Source organism: Paenibacillus puerhi, from assembly GCF_009846885.1.
Taxonomy (GTDB): domain Bacteria; phylum Bacillota; class Bacilli; order Paenibacillales; family NBRC-103111; genus Paenibacillus_G; species Paenibacillus_G puerhi.
The window spans coordinates 25052-47311 of the sequence record NZ_WUWM01000037.1; the positions used below are offsets into that span (position 1 = coordinate 25052).

At 55.7% G+C, this 22260-nt stretch carries 24 protein-coding genes and 1 tRNA gene; all 25 read right to left on the reverse strand.

What is annotated here, in order from left to right; translation table 11 throughout:
- Positions 1-358: 358 nt before the first annotated feature.
- Positions 359-432 (reverse strand) — tRNA-Met (locus tag GSF01_RS25175).
- 117 nt (positions 433-549) lie between these two features.
- Positions 550-1059, reverse strand: a complete 510-nt coding sequence (locus tag GSF01_RS25180) for a S1 domain-containing RNA-binding protein (RefSeq protein ID WP_159888031.1) — start codon at positions 1057-1059, stop codon at positions 550-552.
- A 115-nt stretch (positions 1060-1174) separates the two neighbouring features.
- Complete coding sequence (locus tag GSF01_RS25185; RefSeq protein ID WP_159888032.1) at positions 1175-1504, reverse strand: FtsB family cell division protein; 330 nt, start codon at positions 1502-1504, stop codon at positions 1175-1177.
- Between the two features lie 16 nt (positions 1505-1520).
- Positions 1521-2105 (reverse strand): spore cortex biosynthesis protein YabQ, encoded by a 585-nt coding sequence (gene yabQ / locus GSF01_RS25190; protein ID WP_159888033.1) that lies wholly within the window; start codon positions 2103-2105, stop codon positions 1521-1523.
- Positions 2102-2386 (reverse strand): sporulation protein YabP, encoded by a 285-nt coding sequence (yabP, locus tag GSF01_RS25195; protein WP_159888034.1) that lies wholly within the window; start codon positions 2384-2386, stop codon positions 2102-2104. Before yabP ends, yabQ begins: the two co-directional genes overlap by 4 nt.
- Before the next feature lie 202 nt (positions 2387-2588).
- Complete coding sequence (locus tag GSF01_RS25200) at positions 2589-2870, reverse strand: RNA-binding S4 domain-containing protein (protein ID WP_159888035.1); 282 nt, start codon at positions 2868-2870, stop codon at positions 2589-2591.
- Entirely contained in the window at positions 2870-3142 is a 273-nt protein-coding gene (locus GSF01_RS25205; RefSeq protein WP_159888036.1) for an HU family DNA-binding protein, read from the reverse strand. Before GSF01_RS25205 ends, GSF01_RS25200 begins: the two co-directional genes overlap by 1 nt.
- A 66-nt stretch (positions 3143-3208) precedes the next feature.
- A complete protein-coding gene (gene yabN, locus GSF01_RS25210; protein ID WP_159888037.1) occupies positions 3209-4726 on the reverse strand; it encodes a bifunctional methyltransferase/pyrophosphohydrolase YabN in 1518 nt (505 codons plus the stop codon).
- Between the two features lie 48 nt (positions 4727-4774).
- Positions 4775-6604: a putative polysaccharide biosynthesis protein gene (locus GSF01_RS25215; protein WP_235941729.1), complete on the reverse strand. Its 1830-nt coding sequence runs from the start codon at positions 6602-6604 to the stop codon at positions 4775-4777.
- 226 nt (positions 6605-6830) lie between these two features.
- Positions 6831-7373, reverse strand: coding sequence for a stage V sporulation protein T (gene spoVT / locus GSF01_RS25220; RefSeq protein WP_159888038.1), 543 nt, complete (start codon positions 7371-7373; stop codon positions 6831-6833).
- A gap of 248 nt (positions 7374-7621) precedes the next feature.
- A complete protein-coding gene (locus GSF01_RS25225; protein ID WP_235941731.1) occupies positions 7622-8710 on the reverse strand; it encodes a peptidylprolyl isomerase in 1089 nt (362 codons plus the stop codon).
- A complete protein-coding gene (gene mfd, locus GSF01_RS25230) occupies positions 8697-12221 on the reverse strand; it encodes a transcription-repair coupling factor (RefSeq protein ID WP_159888067.1) in 3525 nt (1174 codons plus the stop codon). Before mfd ends, GSF01_RS25225 begins: the two co-directional genes overlap by 14 nt.
- 200 nt (positions 12222-12421) lie before the next feature.
- A complete protein-coding gene (locus tag GSF01_RS25235; protein ID WP_159888039.1) occupies positions 12422-12652 on the reverse strand; it encodes an anti-sigma-F factor Fin family protein in 231 nt (76 codons plus the stop codon).
- Between the two features lie 92 nt (positions 12653-12744).
- Positions 12745-13305 carry an aminoacyl-tRNA hydrolase gene (gene pth / locus GSF01_RS25240; protein WP_159888040.1) on the reverse strand — a complete coding sequence of 187 codons (561 nt, stop codon included), beginning with the start codon at positions 13303-13305 and terminating at the stop codon, positions 12745-12747.
- 254 nt (positions 13306-13559) lie between these two features.
- The gene (locus tag GSF01_RS25245; protein WP_159888041.1) at positions 13560-14195 is read right to left on the reverse strand and encodes a 50S ribosomal protein L25; all 636 of its coding nucleotides are present in this window, start codon (positions 14193-14195) and stop codon (positions 13560-13562) included.
- A gap of 78 nt (positions 14196-14273) precedes the next feature.
- Positions 14274-15686, reverse strand: a complete 1413-nt coding sequence (glmU, locus tag GSF01_RS25250; protein WP_201305481.1) for a bifunctional UDP-N-acetylglucosamine diphosphorylase/glucosamine-1-phosphate N-acetyltransferase GlmU — start codon at positions 15684-15686, stop codon at positions 14274-14276.
- Positions 15687-15813: 127 nt separating this feature from the next.
- On the reverse strand, positions 15814-16098 hold the full coding sequence (spoVG, locus tag GSF01_RS25255) for a septation regulator SpoVG (protein ID WP_159888042.1): 285 nt from the start codon (positions 16096-16098) through the stop codon (positions 15814-15816).
- Between the two features lie 122 nt (positions 16099-16220).
- Complete coding sequence (locus GSF01_RS25260) at positions 16221-16607, reverse strand: RidA family protein (RefSeq protein WP_159888043.1); 387 nt, start codon at positions 16605-16607, stop codon at positions 16221-16223.
- Positions 16604-17455 carry a pur operon repressor gene (purR, locus tag GSF01_RS25265; RefSeq protein ID WP_159888044.1) on the reverse strand — a complete coding sequence of 284 codons (852 nt, stop codon included), beginning with the start codon at positions 17453-17455 and terminating at the stop codon, positions 16604-16606. The genes GSF01_RS25260 and purR overlap by 4 nt, the downstream gene beginning before the upstream one ends.
- A gap of 172 nt (positions 17456-17627) precedes the next feature.
- Complete coding sequence (gene ispE / locus GSF01_RS25270; protein ID WP_159888045.1) at positions 17628-18482, reverse strand: 4-(cytidine 5'-diphospho)-2-C-methyl-D-erythritol kinase; 855 nt, start codon at positions 18480-18482, stop codon at positions 17628-17630.
- A gap of 130 nt (positions 18483-18612) precedes the next feature.
- A complete protein-coding gene (locus GSF01_RS30615; protein ID WP_456238673.1) occupies positions 18613-19005 on the reverse strand; it encodes a small, acid-soluble spore protein, alpha/beta type in 393 nt (130 codons plus the stop codon).
- Between the two features lie 249 nt (positions 19006-19254).
- Positions 19255-19527, reverse strand: a complete 273-nt coding sequence (veg, locus tag GSF01_RS25280) for a biofilm formation stimulator Veg (protein WP_159888046.1) — start codon at positions 19525-19527, stop codon at positions 19255-19257.
- Between the two features lie 180 nt (positions 19528-19707).
- Entirely contained in the window at positions 19708-20598 is an 891-nt protein-coding gene (gene yabG / locus GSF01_RS25285; protein WP_159888047.1) for a sporulation peptidase YabG, read from the reverse strand.
- A 61-nt stretch (positions 20599-20659) separates the two neighbouring features.
- A complete protein-coding gene (rsmA, locus tag GSF01_RS25290) occupies positions 20660-21598 on the reverse strand; it encodes a 16S rRNA (adenine(1518)-N(6)/adenine(1519)-N(6))-dimethyltransferase RsmA (protein ID WP_159888048.1) in 939 nt (312 codons plus the stop codon).
- On the reverse strand, positions 21595-22155 hold the full coding sequence (gene rnmV / locus GSF01_RS25295; RefSeq protein ID WP_159888049.1) for a ribonuclease M5: 561 nt from the start codon (positions 22153-22155) through the stop codon (positions 21595-21597). The genes rsmA and rnmV overlap by 4 nt, the downstream gene beginning before the upstream one ends.
- Between the last annotated feature and the right edge of the window lie 105 nt (positions 22156-22260).

Below are 22260 nucleotides of genomic sequence, written 5' to 3' on the forward strand. Positions count from 1 at the left end.
CCCTAGTATAAATGGTGCGCACCGGAAAGTTTGTCAGAATGAGCGACTGCCTTGCAAGTTTTTTCCGACAAAACGGGGAGGGCTGCGAAAACAGAGAGACCCATGCCCCAACGGCGTTTGTAAACGCTTGCAATTCGAGGTGGCGATCGGGTTGTCACCTTATGTTCGCGGCCTGTTCGATTCGAAAAGACGGTCTTTACAGGAATCTCTGTCGATTCTCCCCTGCCGACGAGCCGATCCGACAAAACTAGTGCCCTCATGAGAAAGTCTGAGGATTCCCTATTCCCGTAACCCCATGAATAAAATAAAGACCCCGCGTACAGCCTAACGCTGCACACAGGGTCTTGTTTGTAATCAATAGCGGCGGAGGGGATCGAACCCCCGACCTTACGGGTATGAACCGTACGCTCTAGCCAGCTGAGCTACACCGCCACAACAAGCATGAGTATATAACAAGGGGGAAGCGCTTGTCAAGCAAAAAAGCTGTTCGTACCGGAAACCGGTCAACGAACAGCTTTGAAAACGTATATGAAAGAACTAACTCATGAATTAATCCCTGCGCGCGCCTCGTCCGCCCCGTTTACCTTCCGTGTTCTTCTTCAGGGACGAAATTCGGTCTTCGCTGTCCTTCAGGAAACGCGCCATCTTGTCTTCAAACGTAGGTTTGCCTGCGGGGGGTTTACCGCCACGGCCACCACGGTCTCCACGGCCGCCTCCAAATCCGCCGCCGGGCCGGTCACCGCGACCGCCAAATCCTCCGCCAGGGGGACGGTCACCTTGCCTGTCAAAACGAGCGGGCCTTGCCGGAGCGGCATCCACCGGACGATCAACGGATTGCTTGATCGATAATCCGATTTTGCCGTCTTTGTCGACATTAATCACTTTCACGGTGACGGTATCGCCTAGCTTGAGATGATCGTTGACATCCTTCACATAATTGTCTGCAATCTCCGAGATATGAACGAGTCCTGTAACTCCCTCGGAAAGCTCGACGAACGCCCCAAAGTGAGTAATGCCTGTCACCTTTCCTTGCAGCTTGCTGCCCACTTCAATTGCCATAAAGTAAACTGATCCTCCCTTAAATAGTTAGACAAACATAAAAAGAAAACGAAGCTACGCCGATTATAACGCACGGCCTTCATACGGTCAACATAGGCTTGACAGATCGTCGTGCTTATTTCTTGACTGGCTGCGGCGAATAAAAGAGCGTTTCTCCGGGTTTCACGTATTGTAGTTCTTTGCGAATGATCTGCTCCACATACTCGGGGTCATTCAGCCTGGCGATCTCACGCTTCGCCTTGTCCTGCACCTGCTGGGCTTCCGCTTTTCTCTGCTCCAGCACTCTGACCTTTTCCTTCCGGTCATTGATCTTGTCGACTTGGTTCCAGAGAGTGACACCAGCCCAACTCAAAAAGCAAGTGAGTACCAGCATCACCAGGCGGCGCCGACGTATCGAGCCTTTATTAGGGAGCTGCGGATCGGTTGCTTTAGAGATTGCCTGCATCTTTGAGCGAATCCTCCTAGAACGGCCAAAAGAACCAGCGAACGAAATTCGCGACGCTTTGACCCGATTTCTTCATCCACGCGGGAACGGGGAACCGTATCCACTTGCCGAGCGGTCTGAGCAGCCACATCAGCAATTTCCACACAGGATGGCATAATTGTATCACAATTTTATACAGGAACATAGCGGTCGCTAACAAAAATCCCAAAATGATCACCAATACCCGGTACAGGATGACCACCGGTTTGAAGATCAGAATGACGACCATCCGTCTTAGGAAGCGAACCGTACCCACGATAACGCGGATGATGAGCTTTATTACCCAAACGGTCGGACGGCTAAACAGCAAAAAATAAAAAATAATTCCGATCCCAAGCCCCAGAAAAATAAAAGGCCTGACTTCCCCCCAATTGCTCTCGTAAAGCAAGGCGAACACGAGCAGCGTTCCGACAAACCAGTATACGAGATCCAGGACAGACTTGACCCAGCCGGGTATCTTCAGCTGGCCAGCAAGCACCCGATATACGTCAAATAATCCGCCCAGCGACAGTCCTCCCGCACACATCATGCCGAGCGTCACGAACTGTACATGGAGCGTCACTTAAACAGCTTGCCCCACAGTCCCTTGGATTTCCCCTGGGCATTGCCGTCCAGGTAAGCCAGCTCGTTCACGAAACCTTCGATCGCTACCAGGCCTTGGTCCAGGCTGAGGTTTTTGATATGCAGGTTCTGTCCCCTAATCATCAGATAGCCCGCATCGGTTTCAAGCAGAAACTCTTCGCTGTCAAAGCTCTCTACATTCAAGACGCCCGATACTTCCAGCAGCTTGCGGTTCAGCATCTTGATTTCCTGACGCTTGATCTTGCCCGGTTGCTCCACCATGGGTTCGTCCCCCTTCGAACGCTTGGCCGCGCTAGCCTCCCGCGCGCGGGTCCAAGCTTGTTTACTATTCAAAGTATGGGATAAGGACGAGGTTTAGAACCTCAGCCCGCGCCGCTCCATGCCTAAAGTTAAAAGGGCAGTACGATCGCACGCTGCGATCATACTGCCCTGCCTGGGTCATGCCGATATGGAGAGCCGCCCTCTAGAACAAAGGGGAGTCGCTCTCCTGCTGAATCTTTTCTTCCTTCAGCAGCGTGAACATCTTGGCCGCATCTTCCTTCCGGGTCGATTCGGACAAGAGCTCCACGCGAACGGTGACGAGCTTCTGTCCGAACTGAACGACAAGCTCGTCGCCCACCTTGACGGCGCTGCTGGGCTTGGCCTCCCGTCCGTTGATCCAGACTCTGCCCTGCTCGGATACGTCCTTAGCGACCGTACGCCTCTTGATCAGCCGGGACAGCTTCAAGAACTTGTCGAGACGCATTACTTCACCGCGTCTTTGAGCTTATTGCCCGCTTTGAACGCAGGAACCTTCGATTCCGGAATGGAGATTTCCTTGCCGGTTTGCGGGTTACGGCCTGTACGTCCGGAGCGCTTGCGGGTTTCGAAGGTGCCGAAGCCAATCAATTGCACCTTTTCGCCGCTGGCGAGCGCATCGGTTACTTCGCCCAAAAATCCGTTCAATACGGATTCTACGTCTTTTTTGGTTAATCCGCTTTTCTCAGCGATACTGTTGACCAGATCTGTTTTGTTCATGGTTATGAGTTCCTCCTCGAAAATGACACTGATCTAACATATTCTTTGCCACTCAGGAAAATCCTGCTAGACGCCATCGCTTTTCTGAACTTTTTTTGCTTCCTGCCATAGATCTTCCATCTCCTGCAGGTCGGTATGCTCCCACTTCTTGCCTTGCTCCTGAAGCCTCTGTTCGATGTAGCCGAAACGCCTGGAGAACTTACGGTTGGCATCGGCCATCGCTTCTTCAGGCTCGACCTTCAGGAAGCGGGCCAGATTGACGACGGCAAAGAGCAGGTCGCCCAGCTCCTCCTGCTGCTCGGCACGGCCCAGATGGCGGATCGCCTCCTTGACCTCCTCCAGCTCGGATTCTACGACAGGGAGCACTTCGTCCAGGGTTTTCCAGTCGAAGCCGACGGCTGCGGCTTTTTTCTGAAGCTTATACGCCTTCAGCAAGCCGGGCAGGTCGCGCGGAACTCCGGCGAGCACTGGCTGCTTCTCGGGATCGATGCCTTTGCGGCGCTTCTCTTCTTCCTTAATCTGCTGCCAGTTGCTGAGCGCCTCGTCCGCATTCTCGGCCAGCTCCGTGCCAAACACATGGGGATGCCGGCGAATCAGCTTCTCATTCAGCTCGGCGATCACGTCGAATACCGTGAAGGAGCCTTCATCCGCCTCGATCTGGGCGTGCAGCATCACCTGCAGCAGCAGATCGCCGAGCTCCTCGCGCAGATGATCCGGATCATCCTCGTCGATTGTCTCCAGCACCTCGTATGCCTCTTCGATCAGGTTGCGGCGCAGCGACTGGTGGGTCTGCTCACGGTCCCACGGGCAGCCCTCGGGGCTGCGCAGGATAGCGACAATTTCATGCAGCCGGGCAAAGGTCCGCTTGCGCACGCTCTCGCTCTCCGTACGCGGCACCCAAACGAGCGACAGGTTGCCGAAGCCCTCGACCCGGTCCAGCTCATAGAGCGGCACCTCGCGCACCCGCTCCTCGCCAGCGACGCCCAGCGCATGACCGACCGTAACCGGGTAGTCGTCCGGATACAGCTCCATAAGCGTCAGCTTGACGTCAGAGGCCGTAAAGGAGTCATACACCTGCCCGATCAGCGTATGCAAGCCGGGGTTCAGGTCGTAGGCGGACAGCGAGGTTCCATCCAGCAGTTGAAACCCTTCGATCGGATCGAAGCCCAGGCGGAGAAATGCCTGATCCAGGAAGCTCTCCCCGCCCAGCAGCGTCAGCAGGATGCCCTCGCCTGCGCAGCGCTCGCGCAGCAGCTGGACCGTACGCTCGGCTACCATCGGGTGCCCCGGCACGGCGTACAGCAGCTCGCCCGCTTCCGGCTGCCGGGCCTTGGCGATTAATTCGTCCGCGATCGCCTCATATACATCCTCAAACCGGTCGTTCGTCTCGTAGATCGCATCGAACGACTCGTAACGGATGCCATGATGGTCCAGCATCGAAACCACCGGATGCTCCTTGGTGCGCAAGTAAAGCGCGCCCCCTCGGTTGCCGGCCCCTTCCAGCTTGCGCCAGGCCCCGAGCGTCAATTGGGCTTCGTCGCCGGTACCTAGTCCGATGACGGTAATTTGCGGTTGTGCACTCATCGTAAAGCCATCCTCCTTCGGGTATGATGGATCAAGCGGGACTCGCCGCTAGCGCAGCAGTCCCAGCCGCCGGAGCCGCTCCAGCGGCTTGCCGCGCAGCTGCGGCACGAGCTCCAGGTCGCGCGCGGTGAAGACGCGCAGCGCCAGCAGCGCGAGCGCATAGACGAGCGCGCCCACGGCGACGCCGACGAGCGCGGTGACCGCGGCCAGCCCCCGCGAGGGGATGGCCATAGCGAGCGGGAGCTGCGCGAGCAGCGGCGCAGCGCCGTGCGTCACGGCCAGCAGGCTGGCGGTCATGGCCCCGATGCCCAGCAGCGGGGCTAGGACCGCGCGGCCGCGCGGGGCCGCGATGCGGGCGGCGCGCAGCGCATGCGCAAGCGTGAGCGCCGCCGCCAGCCCGAAGGCGGCGACGGCGGCCCAGGCCGCGCCGTCGATGCCATAGCGCGGCACGAGCGCAGCGTTGCCCGCCAGCTTGGCAAGCGCGGCCGCGAATAGGTAGACGGCCGGGGCGCGCACCGCGCCAAGGCCTTGCAGCACGCTGCCCGCAACCAGCTGAACCACCGTCAGCACGGCGGTGAAGGAGAGCACCCGCATCGCCGATGTCCCGACCGTGGTGCGGTAAAACATCAAGTTCAGCGGCTCCGCCAGCAGCGCCAAGCCGAACGAGGCCGCCAGCCCGACCAGCAGCGTCACTCTCAGCGCGTAAGCAGCCCGGCTGCGCACCGCCTCCAGATCGCCCCGGTGCGAGGCTTCGGCGAGGGCCGGAACAAGCGCTGCCGACATCGAGGCGGCAACCATCGCGACCAGCTGAACCAGGGGCTGTCCATGGTGATATAGGCCATATTGGTATAAAGCCCTAGTCTCATCCAGCCCGCCGATGCCAAGCAGCCGGGGCAGGGTGAACGCATCGACCAGCCCCAGAACAGGGACGGCGAGCGAGCCAAGGCAGACCGGCAGCGCGTACGCGGCCAGCTTCTTCGCCAGCTCCCAGTCCCCTAGCCTGCGCCGTTCTCCGTTAGCCGGCCGGCGGATATCTTCCGCCCGGCGCGGGCCTGACCCGTGCATACGTCCCCGGCGTGCCTTGCGCCAATACACGAGCATAACGGCCAGCCCGGCCAAAGCGCCGGCGACGGAGCCGAATGTCGCCCCGGCCGCAATCGCCTCCGGCGAGCTCCCGAGGCCGAGCAGCAGGAACAACAGCGCCAGCATGGTTGCGACGCGTACCGTCTGCTCCACAACCTGCGACCAGGCTGTCGGAGCCATGAGACCCATCCCCTGAAAGTAGCCGCGCAGCGCGGACATGAGCGGGACAACGAGCAGAGCGAACGATACGCTCCTTATCGCCATCGCTGCGGGAGCGGCGCCCATCCAGCCGGCGATCCGTTCCGCGCCCAGGTATAGGCCGGCGAAGGCAGCCAGCCCGGTAGCCAGCAGCACAAGCGAAGAGACGCGCAGTACCTGTCTTGCTTCTTCATCCCTGCCCTCGACCGCATACTCGGATACAAACTTGGAGACGACCAGCGGGAACCCGGCTGTCGCCAGAAACAGAATCAGCGTGTAGAGCGGGTATACGGTGTTGTACATGCCGAATACCACATCGCCCGCCATGTTCTGCAGCGGAATCTTCTGCAGCGTACCGAGCAGCTTGGACACGAGCGCCGCGATCCCCAGAAGCGCAGCTCCCTGCAGCAGAGCCGAGGCGGCAGCTTGCCCGCCAGGCGAACTATCGTCGCTAACCTGTCTAACCCCGCCTTGCTCTATCCCTTCTACGCCCGCCTTCATGCCGGTTGCCCCGCCGTTGTTCCCTCTTGTCGTGCCGTCCTCTACCTGCTGAGCGTGCCAGTCCCCTGATCCCTGCTCCTTCGCGCCTTCCCTCATCCTGCTGTGTGCCCCCTGTATGTTACCGTCCGTGTCTATCGATCGCCTACATTATACCGCAGGACACCGGTATTTACCAAAAATTCGCCGTCCTGCCCGGAATTTCAGATCTCGTAAGCTGCCTGAACGACAAAAAGGCCTCCTGTCTTCTCCCCAGCAGGAGGCAGTCAGGAAGCTTGTTGTCGCACCAAGGCATAACCGGAGCGTTTGTTCATAGACAGAGCTCTTATTGCTCCATCTGCTTGGCCAGAAAGCCTGCTGCCGTCTCGGCCATCTTCAATTCCATTTGACCCATCTTAAGGTTTTCATCCTTCGTCAACAGAATCACCGATCCGATCGGATCTCCGCCAGCCACGATTGGAGCGATAACATAAGAGCCGTACGTATCCGGAGCATCCTTGCATACCTCATAAGAGCCGGCCTCGCTTTCCATCGAAGCCTTGCGATTCTCCATACACGATTCGACCAGGGAGCCGATCGATTTTTCAAGATAATCCTTCTTCGAGCCACCGGCAACGGCGATTATCGTATCCCGGTCCGTAATCATAATCAGATGATTCGTGCTTTCAAATAGCGATTCGGCATATTCCTTAGCGAAATCCCCAAGTTCGCCGATAGGGGAATACTTCTTGAGAATAACTTCTCCGTCACGGTCCACAAAAATTTCCAGTGGGTCCCCTTCCCGGATACGCAGGGTACGACGAATCTCTTTCGGAATCACAACCCTGCCAAGATCGTCGATACGACGAACGATTCCAGTTGCTTTCATAATTCTAGATGCCTCGCTTTCCTTGAGGAATGTAAACCAATCTGGATGACCCTGTTATATACGCATGGAGGGAATTCGACTGACCCTAGTATTCTTCGATCCCCTGAGGGTTATGCATCAGACGCTTCTCTCGGGCGGCCGCCCTGCCTCATCCTAGGTAATGGCTATGTATGGCCCGCCGCTGTTTTCATTATGTCCCAAATAAAAGAAAACAAAACAGGATGCCCCTTGGGGCACCCTGGAAATTGTTACTTCTTTTCTTCGGTTTTCGGCGCTTCCGCCGCTGGCGCTTCCGTCTTCGGCTCCTCAGCCTTAGGCAAGTTATTGGTCTGAATCAGCCCTGGCAGTTCCTTCTCCAGGAAATTATAAATCTTTTCTTGCGCCGCCTCCGAACGGAGCCCTTCCTTGGCTTCATCGAACGTCTTGGCGCTGCGCGACTCGACCTTCATGACATGATAGCCGTAAGAAGTTTCAACCGGATCGCTGATCTGATTGAGCGGCAGCTCTACCGCAGCTTTCTTGAACTCAGGCACCCATTGGGAAACCTCAACGTTCTCATACTTGCCGCCTGCATCCTTGGAGCCCGGATCATCGGAGAATTCTTTCGCAAGCGCGTCAAAATCTCCGCCGGCCTTGAGCTTATCCTGAACTTCTTTCGCTTTCTTCAGCGCGTCCTCTTTGCTGCGCGTCTCTGCGCCGGTCGCCGCGTCCGTCGTACCGACCAAAATATGGCGGACCGTCGCCGTCGTATACACAGCTGGATCCTGTGCCAACCTCTCATCGTAAGCCTTCTTCATTTCATCATCCGTTACCTGCTTCTCGGCCGAGACGATAGCAACCAGACTGCTGCCGATAAAGTCCTGAACATCCTGCTCCGATACATTATTATCTTTAAGAGCCTTCTCCAAGCCGCCTTCCTGCATGCCCAGATAGGTTTTAATTTGTTCCATTTGCTCTTTGGCCTGCTTGTCTGCTTCGGCTTTCGCCCCGGCATCCGCACGGGAACCGAGAATCTTGAAGGCAAGCAGCTGGTTCATTATATCCTGCTGGAATGCCGGGTCTGTCTTAAACTGCGCGTATTGCGGGTAAAACAGCATGTTGATATTGACGAACTTGTCAAATTCGCCGCGCGCGATGCTGCCATCCTTATAAGTTACGAGCACATCGGCTGGATTCCCCGTCGATGTATTCGCAGGCGTCTCCGTCCCCGCTGCCGGCGCCGCAGGCGCCTCTTCCTTCTTGCCGCATCCCGCGGCGAGCCCCGCTACCAGCACGAGCGACATCATCGCTGCGGCCAGAGTGCGGTACGATTTCTTTTTATTTTTATTTTGCTGCATTTTGCAGTTCTCCCTTCGATTTCAGCGCACGCTTGTATTGTACCAGAAAACGCTCCAACAAATCGATGGATTGTTCTGGCGTCAGTCCCTTGCCCTTCGTCTCGATCGTCATATTCGATCCCGTCATCAGCCTTACGCGATTCTCGAACTCTTGAGCAAGCTTGCCCCACGCCGCCGTATCGAGGTTGTTTTTGTGCTCCGCATGAATCCGAAGCTCGTAATCCAGTCCTTTCTGCGCAATCGTCTCGATGCCGTATATCGCCCCGTACACCTTGAGACGTGCGGCTCGCAGCAGATTATGCACCGCATCCGGCAGGTCGCCGAACCGGTCGACCAGCTCGTCATGCAGCTCTGCTGCTTCTTCCAGCGATTGGACGGCAGCCACCTTCTTGTAGATCTCGATCTTCTGCACGCTGTCGTAAATATAATCGCCCGGAATATAAGCATCCAGTTGAATGTCCAGCGTAGTAGACCAAGCCTTGACCTCGGCCGCTACATCGCCGCCAATCTCCTTCTTCCGCTTGTTGACCTCCTCGGCCAGCATCTGCGAATACAGGTCGAAGCCGACCGACGCAATAAAGCCATGCTGCTCAGCGCCGAGCAGGTTGCCGGCCCCGCGTATGGACAAGTCCCTCATGGCAATTTTAAACCCTGACCCGAGTTCTGTAAACTCCTTGATGGCCTGCAGACGCTTCTCCGCCACCTCCGTCAGCACTTTGTCACGCTGATACGTGAAGTAGGCATAAGCGATCCGGTTCGAGCGGCCCACCCGGCCGCGGAGCTGATACAGCTGGGAGAGACCCATCTTATCGGCATCATGGACGATCAGCGTGTTGACATTCGGAATGTCCACGCCGGTCTCGATGATGCTCGTGCTGACCAGCACGTCGTATTCTCCGTCAAGGAAGTCCAGGATGGTCTTCTCCAGCTCTTGCTCCGACATCTGGCCATGGGCTACCGTCACCCGCGCATCCGGCACGAGCATGGAAATCTGCTCCGCCATCTGGGTGATGCCCTGCACGCGGTTGAACAAGTAATAAACCTGCCCTTCCCGTGCGAGCTCGCGCTCGATAGCCTCGCGGACCAGCGAGGCGCTATATTCCACGACGTACGTTTGGACCGGGAATCGATTCTCCGGCGGCGTCTCAATGACAGACAAGTCCCGGACGCCGAGCATGGACATATGCAAGGTACGCGGAATCGGCGTAGCCGTCAGCGTTAGAACGTCGACATTCGTCTTCAGCCGCTTGAGCTTCTCCTTATGGGAGACGCCAAAGCGCTGCTCCTCGTCTACGATAAGGAGTCCGAGCTCCTTAAACTGGACATCCTTGGACAGCAGACGATGAGTGCCGATGACGACATCTACGGTTCCCGCCTTGATCCCCTTCATCGTGTCCGTCTGTTCCTTCTTCGAGCGGAACCGACTGAGCACTTGAATATTGAACGGATAGCCCGAGAAGCGCTCCCGGAACGTCTCATAATGCTGCTGCGCTAGGATCGTCGTCGGCACAAGCACAGCCACCTGCTTGCCGTCGATCGCCGCCTTGAAGGCAGCGCGGATCGCCACCTCGGTCTTGCCATAGCCTACGTCGCCGCACAGCAGTCGGTCCATCGGCCTTGGCCGTTCCATATCCTTCTTGATCTCTTCGATAGCACGAAGCTGATCGGCCGTCTCGTCGTAAGGAAACATGCCCTCGAACTCCTGCTGATACGCAGTGTCCTGACTGAATCCGTAGCCTGTCGTAGCCTGCCGTTCCGCATACAGCTTGATCAGATCGTCGGCGATGTCCTGGACAGCCGCACGCGCCTTGGTCTTGACGCGATTCCAGTCCGAGCCTCCGAGCTTATAGACCTTAGGCTCCTTGCCTTCCTCCGCGCCGACATATTTCTGAACATGATCGATCTGATCGATCGGTACGGAAAGCTTATCGCCTCCAGCGTACAAGATATGCAAATAATCCTTATGAATGCCGCCTACTTCCAGCGTGCCTATCCCTACAAATTTACCGATCCCGTGGTTGACGTGAACGACGTAATCCCCGACCTTAAGCTCCTGATAGCTCTTGATCCGCTCGGCGTTCTCGATCTTCTTATCTACCTTCCGGGCTTTACGCTGCTTCTGGGTGAACATCTCGCCTTCCGTAATGACCACAAGATGAATACCCGGCAGCTCGAAGCCCGTCTGCAGGCTTCCGTCTACAATCATCGGCTCGTCGATCTGGTAGTCGGCCAGCACCCGCTTCATCCGTTCGACGCGCTCTGGACCGCCAGCCAGCATCATAACCTTGACGCCGGATTTTTTCCAGCGCTCCATCTCGCTTTTCAGCAAGTTCATCTGACCGTGGAAGTTCTGCATCACCCGGCTCATGAAATTGATTATATTTTGCGGGGTGGTATTCGGCACCTGACGTACGAACAAAGACACGTACAGGGTCGGGTAAGGCCTTTTATGCAGTAATGTCTCAAAGGATTTGGACAAGGTCAGCTGAGGCAGGCACTTGCCATCCGCCAGCGACGTGGTGACCCACTCCGCCTCGTCCTTCTCCAGCTGCCTGGCCGTCTCCAGAAGACGAGCAGGCTCGTCGACAAGCAGCACCGTATCCTTGGGCATGTAATCGAGCAGCGTCTGCTTGTCGGGATACAGCAGTCCCATATACTTGAACACGCCCGGGAACAGCTGTCCCTGCCGCATCAGCTCGATCTCATGTCCGATGCCTTCAAGCAGTTTGTCCTTCGCCGTGCGGTCGGACATTTTCGCAAGCTGCTCCTGCAGCAGCTCGTAAGCGTGCTGTGCCGCCGATTGTAACCGGTTTCGGTCGATAACGATCTCACGGCACGGCATGATGTCCAGCCGCTCGAATTTGTCCATCGAGCGCTGGTCCGCGACATCGAAGGAACGGATCGAATCGACCTCCACATCAAACAGCTCAATACGGAAAGGATGAGGACTAGTCAGCGGAAACAAATCGACGATCCCGCCGCGGACGCTCATCTCTCCCTTTCTTTCCACTCGCTCCACACGCTCGTAACCGAATTCCACGAGACGCCCGATCCATGCTTCGAGCTCCAGGGTTTGGCCTACCTCGACGGTCATCCGGGCGGCCGCGATGGACTCCTGCTGCGGGAGCAGTCTCCGCATTCCCGCATACGGAACCACGACTATGCCGCGGAAGCCCGCTGCCAGCCGGGACAGCGCGTCAATGCGCTGGGCCAGCATCTCGGGGCTTGCAATGGCGGCCTCCGCCGCCAGCAGCTCCTGTGCCGGAAACAGCAGCACCTCCCCAGGAGGCATCAGCTCTTCCAGATCCTCGAACATTTTCTGTGCGGCAAACATATTGTGCGTCACGACAAAAAGCGGCTGACGCAGTTCCTCATACAGCGATGCCAGCATCACCTGCCGTGAAGAACCGGTCAGACCGGCTACCAACTGTTCTCTCATGCCCGAACGGATGCCAGAGACGATGCTCTGGAATTCCGAATCGGCCGAGAATGCCTGTATTAACGCCTGCAACCAGGACACCCCTCTCAACCACGTCACACCAAAATAACTCCGCAAAGTGTAGCCTCGGCCTCAGCTTTAGGTACCCGACAAGGTACAAGGTCCTTTGCCGCGACCCCAAAAATCCTTTACGTTAAAAAAAGCCTAGAGCGGTGAAGCGCTTTAGGCAGATCCACATAAGAAAAGCCGGATAGCCGAAATGCGAAAAGCCCCTATTGCAGAGGATTCGCGAGGAGCGACAGCTCCGGATTGGCTTCCAGCGCTTCCTTGCAGTAATCGCAAACCACCTTGACGGTGATATCCCCATTAGGGTTATACGATATTATATCTCTCCGCTCCTCGGGGGTCAAGAAATGGAAGCCCAGCTGGAACTCGCTTGCTTCCCCTTGACGGATTTCTCCGATAAACGTTCGACAATGGCGGCATGTATACGTGACAGCCATAACCTATCCCTCCCTGGCGCTTTGCTTTCCACGCAAAGACTCGTATGGATTCAGTATGCCCAGCCCGAGAGGAGATTAGCCGAAGGTACCGGCTACACGTTAAATTTCGCCATTGTCGTTTCAAAAGGATGCGTCAGCAGATGCTCCATCGCATCGCTAGTCTTGTCCAGCACATCTCCGATCCGGGACGCTTCATCCTTGGAGAACGTATGCAGCACATAATCGGCAATATCCCGTCCGGGCGCCGGTCGCGAGATCCCCATCCGGATCCGGTTAAACGACTGCGTCCCCAGATGCGCGATGGCAGACTTGATGCCATTATGCCCTCCGGCGCTTCCTTGGTAGCGCAGCCGGATATGGCCATACGGCGTATCGAGATCATCATACACAATGACCAGATCCTCAAGGCTCACCTTGTAGAAATCCATACATGCACGAATGGATTCCCCGGACAAATTCATGTACGTCTGCGGCTTCAGCAAATAGACTTTCTGCCCGTTCACGACACCTTCGCCAAGCAGTCCCTTGCATTTACTCTGCGTAATCCGGATGCCATGCCTTCCGGCAAATCGGTCCAGCGCCATAAACCCGATGTTATGCCGGGTTTGTTCATATTGTTTGCCCGGATTCCCCAGGCCCACAAACCATTTCAAAACGACCCCTGCTCCCTTCCCGCTTCCTGAACAGGCGCTTCTATCTCCGACCTGTAGTGCGTATACCTCTTCCATGATACTCGAAAAACATCATCTAAGCCAACTTTATAGAAGACCCCCACAGATGCTTCTGCCCGCCCCATTCCGTAGAGTCACTATCTGGGGAATAAACGCCTGGCAAGGCAAACTGCAAAGAAAAAAACGCACCGATCGCATCGGCACGTTTTCCTCTTTGCTCGGACAAGCCAGGCAGCTTAGCTGACCGGCTCCTCCGACTTGTCGGCCTCGGCAGACGCCTCGGCTTTCTCGGCGGATTCCTCCACCTCTTCGGCATCCTCCGCTTTTTGCGGCGCCAGAATTGTAGCAAGGACGTCATGCTCGTCCGTTTTGAGCTCCACGTTGTCCGGCAGCCTCAAGCTGGACACCAGCAGATTCTCGCCAATCTCGAGCGCCGAGACATCCACTTCGATCGAATCTGGGATTTGCGTCGGCAAGCAGCGCACTTCCAGCTCATGACGCTGAATTTGCAGGATTCCACCGACTTGTACCCCAGCCGGATCGCCGGTGTAGTCCAAGCGCACTGTCGTATTAACAGGCTCGTCCATATTGATTTGATGGAAATCGATATGCAGCAGCTGACGGCTGAGTCCATCCCGTTGAATTTCATTGATCATTACCGGTTGTTTGCCGTATTCGGGAACGTCCAGCTCGATCACCGCATGAGGGTTAACCTTAAGCAGCGCCAAAAGCTCCTTCTGGTCGATCATGATCGGGGTTTGGGACACCTTCCTCCCGTACACCACACCAGGAACCTTTCCTTCAGCACGAAGACGCTTGCGTTCTCCCTTCGTACCTACGTTGCGAGCTTCCGCTTTCAATGCAGTAGTCATCAGACAACCTCCTTCGATTGGGAACAAGCTTAGCTTCTACTTACTTTACCCAATCGACGGAGGTCTAAAACGTCCGGACTATGATTGCTTCTTGGATGCCGCTTTCTTGGCCGCGAACTTGGCGCGCAGCTTGTCGGCGTAGCCTGACTTATTAGTCTGTCTCTCCCTGGCAATCGCCAGATCGCCCGGTTCAACGTTTTGCGTAATCGTAGAGCCCGCCACAACGTAAGCCCCCTTGCCTACCTTCACAGGCGCAATCAGGTTTACATTGCTGCCGACGAAAGCATCGTCCTCTACTTCGGTAAGCTGCTTATTGAAGCCATCATAGTTTACCGTAATCGCGCCGCAGCCGAAGTTCACGTTTTTGCCGATCTCGGCATCCCCGATGTAGCTCAGATGAGATACCTTGGTATCGTCGCCCAGCTTGGCGTTCTTGATCTCGACGAAGTCGCCGATCTTCACATTTTGCCCGAGGTCCGCTCCCGGCCGCAAATAGGCGAATGGCCCGACCGAGGAGCCGTCGCCGACTACGGCGTCCTGAAGCACCGAATACTTCACGGTTACGCCCGATCCGATCTTCGAATCCACAATATCCGCCTGCGGACCGATCACCGCAGCTTCGCCGACCGCCGTACCGCCGCGCAGCACAGTTCCGGGATAAAGCACCGTATCCGATCCGATGGTGACATCGGCCTCGATATAGGTAGCAGCCGGGTCAATGATCGATACGCCGTTCAGCATATGCCGACGATTGATGCGCGCACGCATCGACTGCTCCGCCTCGGACAAGGCGATCCGGTCATTCACGCCGATCGACTCGGAGGCATCGTCCAGCACATATCCGTCAATCCGCTCTCCTTGGGCATTCAAAATGCCGATAACATCCGTTATATAATATTCGTTCTGTGCATTATCGTTCTTAACCTGAGCCAGCGCAGCGAACAGCTTCCGGTTGTCGAAGCAGTAGGTGCCGGTATTGATCTCCTTCACCAGCCGCTCCTCGGGCGTGCAGTCTTTTTCCTCGACGATCTTCGTGACGAATCCGTCCTTATCGCGAATAATGCGTCCGTAGCCCTTCGGCTGATCGATATCAGCGGTCAGGATCGTAGCCGCCGCCCCGCGTTCCTGGTGCAGCTTGATCATTCCCTCCAGCGTTTCGGCCGAAATCAACGGCGTATCTCCGCATACGACAAGAGTCAGGCCCTCTTCCTCGCCGACCAGCGGCTTCGCCTGCAGCACCGCATGCCCTGTACCGAGCTGCTGCTCTTGCAGCGCATACTCCGCTTTTTCTCCGAGATACGCTTGTACCGCTTCAGCGCCATGACCTACGACGACGACAGTACGGGCCGTCTGCAGACTTTCCAGCGCGGAGACGACATGTCCAACCATCGGTTTGCCGCATACCGGATGCAGAACCTTGTACAGCTTCGACTTCATCCGTTTACCTTGCCCTGCTGCCAGTACGATTCCTATGATTTTCAATCTCTTCATCCCCTACTCCTCAAAGAATCCTATCCCATGGCTATGCGGCTTGTGGCCGCTTCTCTACCTATATTTCAATATAGCTTACTCATCGCCAAAAGAAAAGAGAGCCCACAAGGCTCCCTTAGAATGTCGATTAAGCTCCTTCTTCAATAACTTCTTCTTCCGTAGCGGCACGATCGTATTCTGTGAGTACGGCGGCTTGAATCTTCTCGCGTGTGGAAGAGGAAATCGGATGCGCGATATCTCTGAACTCTCCATCGGGAGTCCGCTTGCTAGGCATCGCGACAAACATACCGTTGTTTCCGTCGATCACGCGAATGTCATGTACGACGAATTCATTATCGATGGTAATGGAAGCGATCGCTTTCATTCTACCCTCGGAATTCACTCGGCGAAGTCTGACGTCTGTAATTTGCACCTTCGGTTCACCACCTTTTTCCATCTAGAAGACTTGAGGTAGTAATTCCACATTTTAGGGCAAATTCCTTCTCAGACATCGAACTTTTTAAGTAATTTTAGAAATACTTTATAAAAGGCAAATCATTCGACATTTACTGTGGCAATCAGATCTATTTCGACAAGGACATCCTTCGGAAGCCGCGCCACTTCTACGGTTGAGCGGGCTGGCTTATGATCGCCGAAGTAAGAAGCGTAGATCTCATTGACCTCGGCAAACTGGTTCATATCCTTAATGAACACCGTCGCCTTGACCACTTGCCCCAGCGACGAGCCCGCCTCGGCCAGCACAGCCTGAAGATTTCTGAACACCTGATGCGTCTGTTCCCCTATGCCGCCTTCTACCAGCCGGCCGTCAGCCCCGAGCGGAATTTGACCGGATGTAAACAGCAGATTGCCGAATTGAACGGCTTGCGAATACGGCCCGATCGCCGCAGGAGCCTGATCCGTAGATACGGTTTTGATCGTCATACGCAATACTCACTCCCCGAGAGTTCGTTTTCGTTGAAATAAGTGCCCGGAACCACTTTGATCTGCCGTGATTTCTGATCCACGGTCGACAGCTTGGCCAGCGAAATATAATCGTCCACGAGATGCTCGTCCACTTCCCCGGACTCCACGAATACGCCGACCCCTTCTACAGTAGCTTTGAACTCCTGCAGCAAATCCATCATGCCGTGAATCGTCCCCCCGGCACGCATGAAGTCGTCTATGATCAGCACCTTAGACTCTTCCTTCAAAGCCCGACGCGCCAAGGACATCGTCTGAATCCGTTTATTCGAGCCGGATACATAGTTGATGCTAACGACCGACCCTTCCGTCACCTTGCTGTCGCGACGGACGATCACGACGGGCAGATTCAGATAGGTTGCCGTTGCGTAAGCGAGCGGAATCCCTTTCGTCTCCACCGTCATGACCACATCAGGGTTTTTCTTGGCGAACACGGATGCAAACAGCTTGCCGACCTCATTCAGCACCATCGGCTCCCCGAGAATATCGGACATATACAGGTAGCCTCCCGGCAAAATGCGTTCCGGCTGCTCCAGTTGGCGGCACAGCTGCTGGATAAATTGCAGTGCGCTTGCCGAAGTGACCTTCGGGATATAGCGGACGCCGCCAGCCGCTCCTGCGAGCGTTTGCAGCTCGCCGAGCCCTTCTTCCTCAAATACTTCCTTAATGATGGCCAGATCCTCGCTGATGGACGACTTAGCTGAATTATAACGGTCTGCGAACGTCGTTAAAGGAATTAGCGTATGGGGGCGAATCAGCAAGTATTGGGTCATTTCCACCAATCTTGCGCTTCTTTTTAGTTTTTTCACGAGTAATCCCCCTTCAGCCCGACACAAAGTCAGGAAAAACCGAATATTATACTGTGAATATAACATCTTTATACGGTTAGGATCAAGGAGATTACCGATTTTTTTCGTTACATACATGTAAGGATATATAACATTTTCTTTATGCACTTGTGACATTTTTATGTAAGCAGGCTCAAGTCAGAAGCCGAACCGCGTACACATCCTTACAAAAACCGCGCAGCCCATTGTAGATCCGAGCTACCTTGGCTTCTTTGGAAACAAGCCCGAATACCGTCGGTCCGCTTCCCGACATGAGTACCCCCTCCGCGCCAAGACGCATCATGACCTCTTTCAGCTGCTTGACCTCGGGATATAGATCGAGCGTCACTTCCTCGAGCACATTACCCAGCGCCGCGCACAAGTCATCGAATCGTTTATGCCGGATGGCTTCTATAATATGTGGGGTGGAAGGACGCCTTTGGATTTCGGAGGCTCTCAGCTTGCCGTATATTTCCGCGGTCGACACGTTGATCGGCGGCTTAGCCAGCACCACCCAGCATTGCGGGGGCGCCTCGATAGGCTCGAGGAGCTCCCCCCGGCCACGGGCTACAGCCGTCCCCCCCGTTACGCAGAACGGCACGTCGGAGCCGAGGACGGAGCCCAGCCGCTGCAGCTCCTCGTTGCTTATGCCCAGCTTCCACAGCTTATTCAAGCCCCGCAGAGTGGCTGCCGCATCGCTGCTTCCTCCGGCAAGACCGGCAGCGACCGGGATTTTTTTATCAAGATGAATATAGACGCCCTGCTTTACCTCATACCGTTCCTTGATCAGACGTGCCGCCTGGAAGGCCAGGTTCTTCTCGTCCAGCGGGATATATCCGGCTTGGCTGGAGATGATGATGGTATCGCGCGGAAGCTCCTGCATCTCGATCCGGTCAGCCAGATCCACCATCGTCATCACCATCTCGACTTCATGAAACCCGTCTTCGCGTTTGTACAATACGTCCAGCGACAAATTAATTTTGGCCGGCGCTTTCTCGAATACCTTCATACGACACCTTCTTTGCAACTGTCTATCTTGCTACTGTCGGCCCGTTTGCCATGTAACCTAATACTATACCAAAAGCCGCACAAAAAAAAGCCGAAGCCCCTTGAGGGGATCGGCCCGGTCGGTATCGTGTTCAGTGGCCCGGATAAGGGGCGCTCGCGGGAGCAGGCTGGACCGCTGCATAGGGAAGGAATGGCGCCGCATAAGCGGGAGCAGGACGCTGCGCTTCCTGGGAAGCGAAGGTCGCCGACTGCACCATAGCGGGGATATGCGGCTGCCCCGGAGACGGAGTAGCGGCCTGCCGCACCGGGCTGCCCGCATAAGGCGGTCTTGAGGCCGGTGCCGCCGTCTGATTCGCCAGCGCCTGCTCCGCGATCTGAATAGCCCTCTTGACCATATTGCCGGCATCCTTGGTTCGGATGCCACTCCAGCCTTCCCGCTCCACCGTCTCATAAAACCCGAGATCCTTGGCCAGCTCATACTTGAACTGCTCGGACATAATTCCTCTGCGGTTTCTTCGGCTCATACGCTTCAAATCCCCCTTTGATGAAAAGTAAGTGGGCTTAGTATGTCCCATCACACGAGAGCATACTCAAGAAGCTGTATGAAGCCGCAACCTTCCGCTCCTTTGGGTCGTCAGATAGAATACACGCTATCCTTATGAAAATGCCTGTCCTTCGCCCGGTAATGGGCAGTCTGAAGGAGCCACCATACGAAAACGGCCAGCCGCTGTAAACGACCGACCGTTCTTATGTACGGTGGAGCTATTGTGGAGCTATTGATGTATCGCAATCCGTAATTCACCATCGTCGTGGCATACGGTGACTTCCACAGATTCCGTCAAAATGTCTGCATAGCTGTAGGAAACTCGCTTGAACGATTGCTGCTCTTGATCAAGCTTCACAATAAATACGGAAGGGTAGGTTTCCTCCAAGACACCTGAACGTTCTACGGTTTTGCGACGACCGCCGTTCGCCCGCAACATGATCTTTTGTCCGACATGAGGTTCCAAACAACGTTTGATCTCCAACAGCGTATTTTTTGCCATTGACTGCTACCACCTCTTTCCCATTAAGTATACCGCAATAAAGGTAGTATGTCAATTTAAGCGGAATATTATATCAACGATACCGATTAATTGTCAATAATTTTTTTGTTGAGATTCGCAACAGACCGAGCGTCTCCTTTTCTCTTTCCAAAGGCTAAGAAAAAAGCACCTTATCGGCGCTCAGGTAGACGTTACGTATTGAACTTTAGGAACCCCCCGCCGGTAATTGCCGCGGGACTCTATGCCTCCCATGCCTTCCAGGCCGCTATGGGTGAGGCTGATTACGTCCAGAATATCCACGGTTTCTCTTATAGGCGTATAGGCGACCTTGACTGCGATGCAGAGAGGATCCAGCGCGTGGATCAACACACGGGACGGCGAGCTTGCAAAGTTGGCTCCCGCTTGAAGCAGCGCCTCAAAGTGCGATTGGCAGGCTCCCGCGATAATCGTCAGTGCGTCGCGATTTTTCTCGAATTGCCTCGCTGCATGAACTGCATGCACAAAGTTATGGGAGTTTTTGTAGCTGCCCAGCTGAGCGATATCCCCGTTAACCCGATGCTTGAGCAATCCGTCATGACCGGTGATTACGACGATATCAGGCCGGACCTGGGGAAGGAGCCGACGCAAGGCATCCGCCATATCAGGCTCCGCGACATAGTAGCCCTCTGCCGGCACACGAAGCTCGCCGTATAAATTCATGCATTTGCGCAAATATATCGGATCTCCGTCCAGATGAAGCACCTTGCCGGGCATATCGAAGAAAACCGGTCGAGGCTTAGAGGCCTGACCTGCGGTGGCGGCACTCGAGGGACTTCCCCACCCCGGAGACTCTGCGCCTATCGCAGCGGCCGTACGGCTGCGCTGCACGGCTTCCATCCACTTAGGCCTTGTCAGGATTGTATCCACATAGGGGTCGAACTGCGGCATCACAATAAGGTCGGGAAGCGGAGCGTCTGCCAACAGCCGCAGCTCCACACCGCGAAGCACGGCAGATTGCCTGCCGAGTTCATGAATTTTGAATACAACGTCGCCGCCGTACGATTTCCGAGTGACCAGATCTCCCTGTTTCATGGCTCATCGCCTCCTCGTCTATCGTATGGCGGCTCTAGGCAAATGGTGCAGGGGAATTCGCCTATTCCCGGGCGGTCTGCCTGTCCGCCTTGCTCAAATAATCCGACAGCGCCTTTGCCAGCCTCGCATATTCGCCCATCGACAGCGTTTCGCCGCGGCGGGACGGCTCGATCCCCGCCTCATGCAGCAGGCGTTCGAGCTCTGGTTTGTTTTCTTTCGTAAAGTATCGGGCTGACAGGTTGTTATACAGGGTCTTGCGGCGCTGGGTAAAGCTGGCCTGCACCACCTCAAAGAAGAACGATTCGTCTTCGACGTCGACGGCAGGCGTCTGCCTCACCTTCAGCTTGATCACGGCAGAATCAACATTGGGCTGCGGGATAAACACCGTTTGCGGAACGATCGCAACAAGCTCGGGCTCGCAATAATATTGTACGGCGATGCTCAGCGACCCGTATTCCTTGCCGCCAGGCTTAGCCGCCATCCGTTCGGCTACCTCCTTCTGAATCATCACGACAATGTTCTCGAGCGGAAGCCGCTCCTCTAGCAGCTTCATCAGAATCGGCGTCGTCACGTAGTAAGGGAGGTTCGCCACCACGCTTACCTTGTCCACTCCCTGGAACTGCTCCGCGAACAACGCCTGCAAGTCTACCTTTAATACGTCGGCGTGTACCACCGACGCGTGGGGATAGTCAGCCAGCGTTTCTTCCAGCATCGGCAGCAATCGCTGGTCGATCTCGACAGCTACTACCTTGGATGCAAGCTTGGCGAGCTGCTGAGTTAACGCTCCGATCCCCGGACCGATCTCCAGGGCCCCTTTAGTAGCGTCAAGCTCAGCGGCCGAGACGATACGACCGAGCACATTCTGATCGATCAGGAAATTTTGACCCAAACTTTTCTTCAAGGTAAATCCGTATTTCTGCATCAATTCCTTCGTACGCTTGGGCGATGCAATATCGCCTGTCGCTTGTCCGCCCGTCTTGGGCAGCTGTTCCCGGCTCATGGTCGTTCCTCCTTATCGGCTTCCTGTTCCAGCTCATCCCTGGCTGCGGCAAACTCCTCGCGGGATATCTGAAACATCCGGCAGCGGTTGTAGAACTGCTTGCCGTTGCAATATCCGATGCCCAGCCTGTTGCCCATAGCCAGCCGCCTTGCCGCCGCTTGAGGATGGACGATCAGGCCGGCTTCCAGCAGGTCGTCCCAAGAGATCTGCGACTCGCTCTCCGGACAATCCGTGCGCACGTTCGCCAGCGCTTCGCGGATCGCTTGGATCGAAGCATTCTCAACGCCGATATCGCCCTTGCTCGTCGCCGCGGCTTGCGTCAGGAACGCATGCTTGGCACCCGGTATCTCCTTAGCGATAATTTTGCGGATGCGTTCTCCGGCATGATCCGGATCGGTAAAGACAATGACCCCTCTGCGCTCTTGAGCGAGGCGGATACGGCGGATGACCTCAGCATTGATCGCAGAGCCTCCGGTTTCGATCGTTTCCGCTTCTACCGCCCGCTTGATCGCGACCGTATCGTCCTTGCCTTCTACCACGATAATTTCCTTAATCACAATGGTTCGTCCTTTCTGCGCGCAAACATGGAAAAAGAAGAGAGCGTGAGCGCCTCTTCTTAATCCGTTCATCTATATGCATCAGTCTTCCCGAATTGCAAGCTC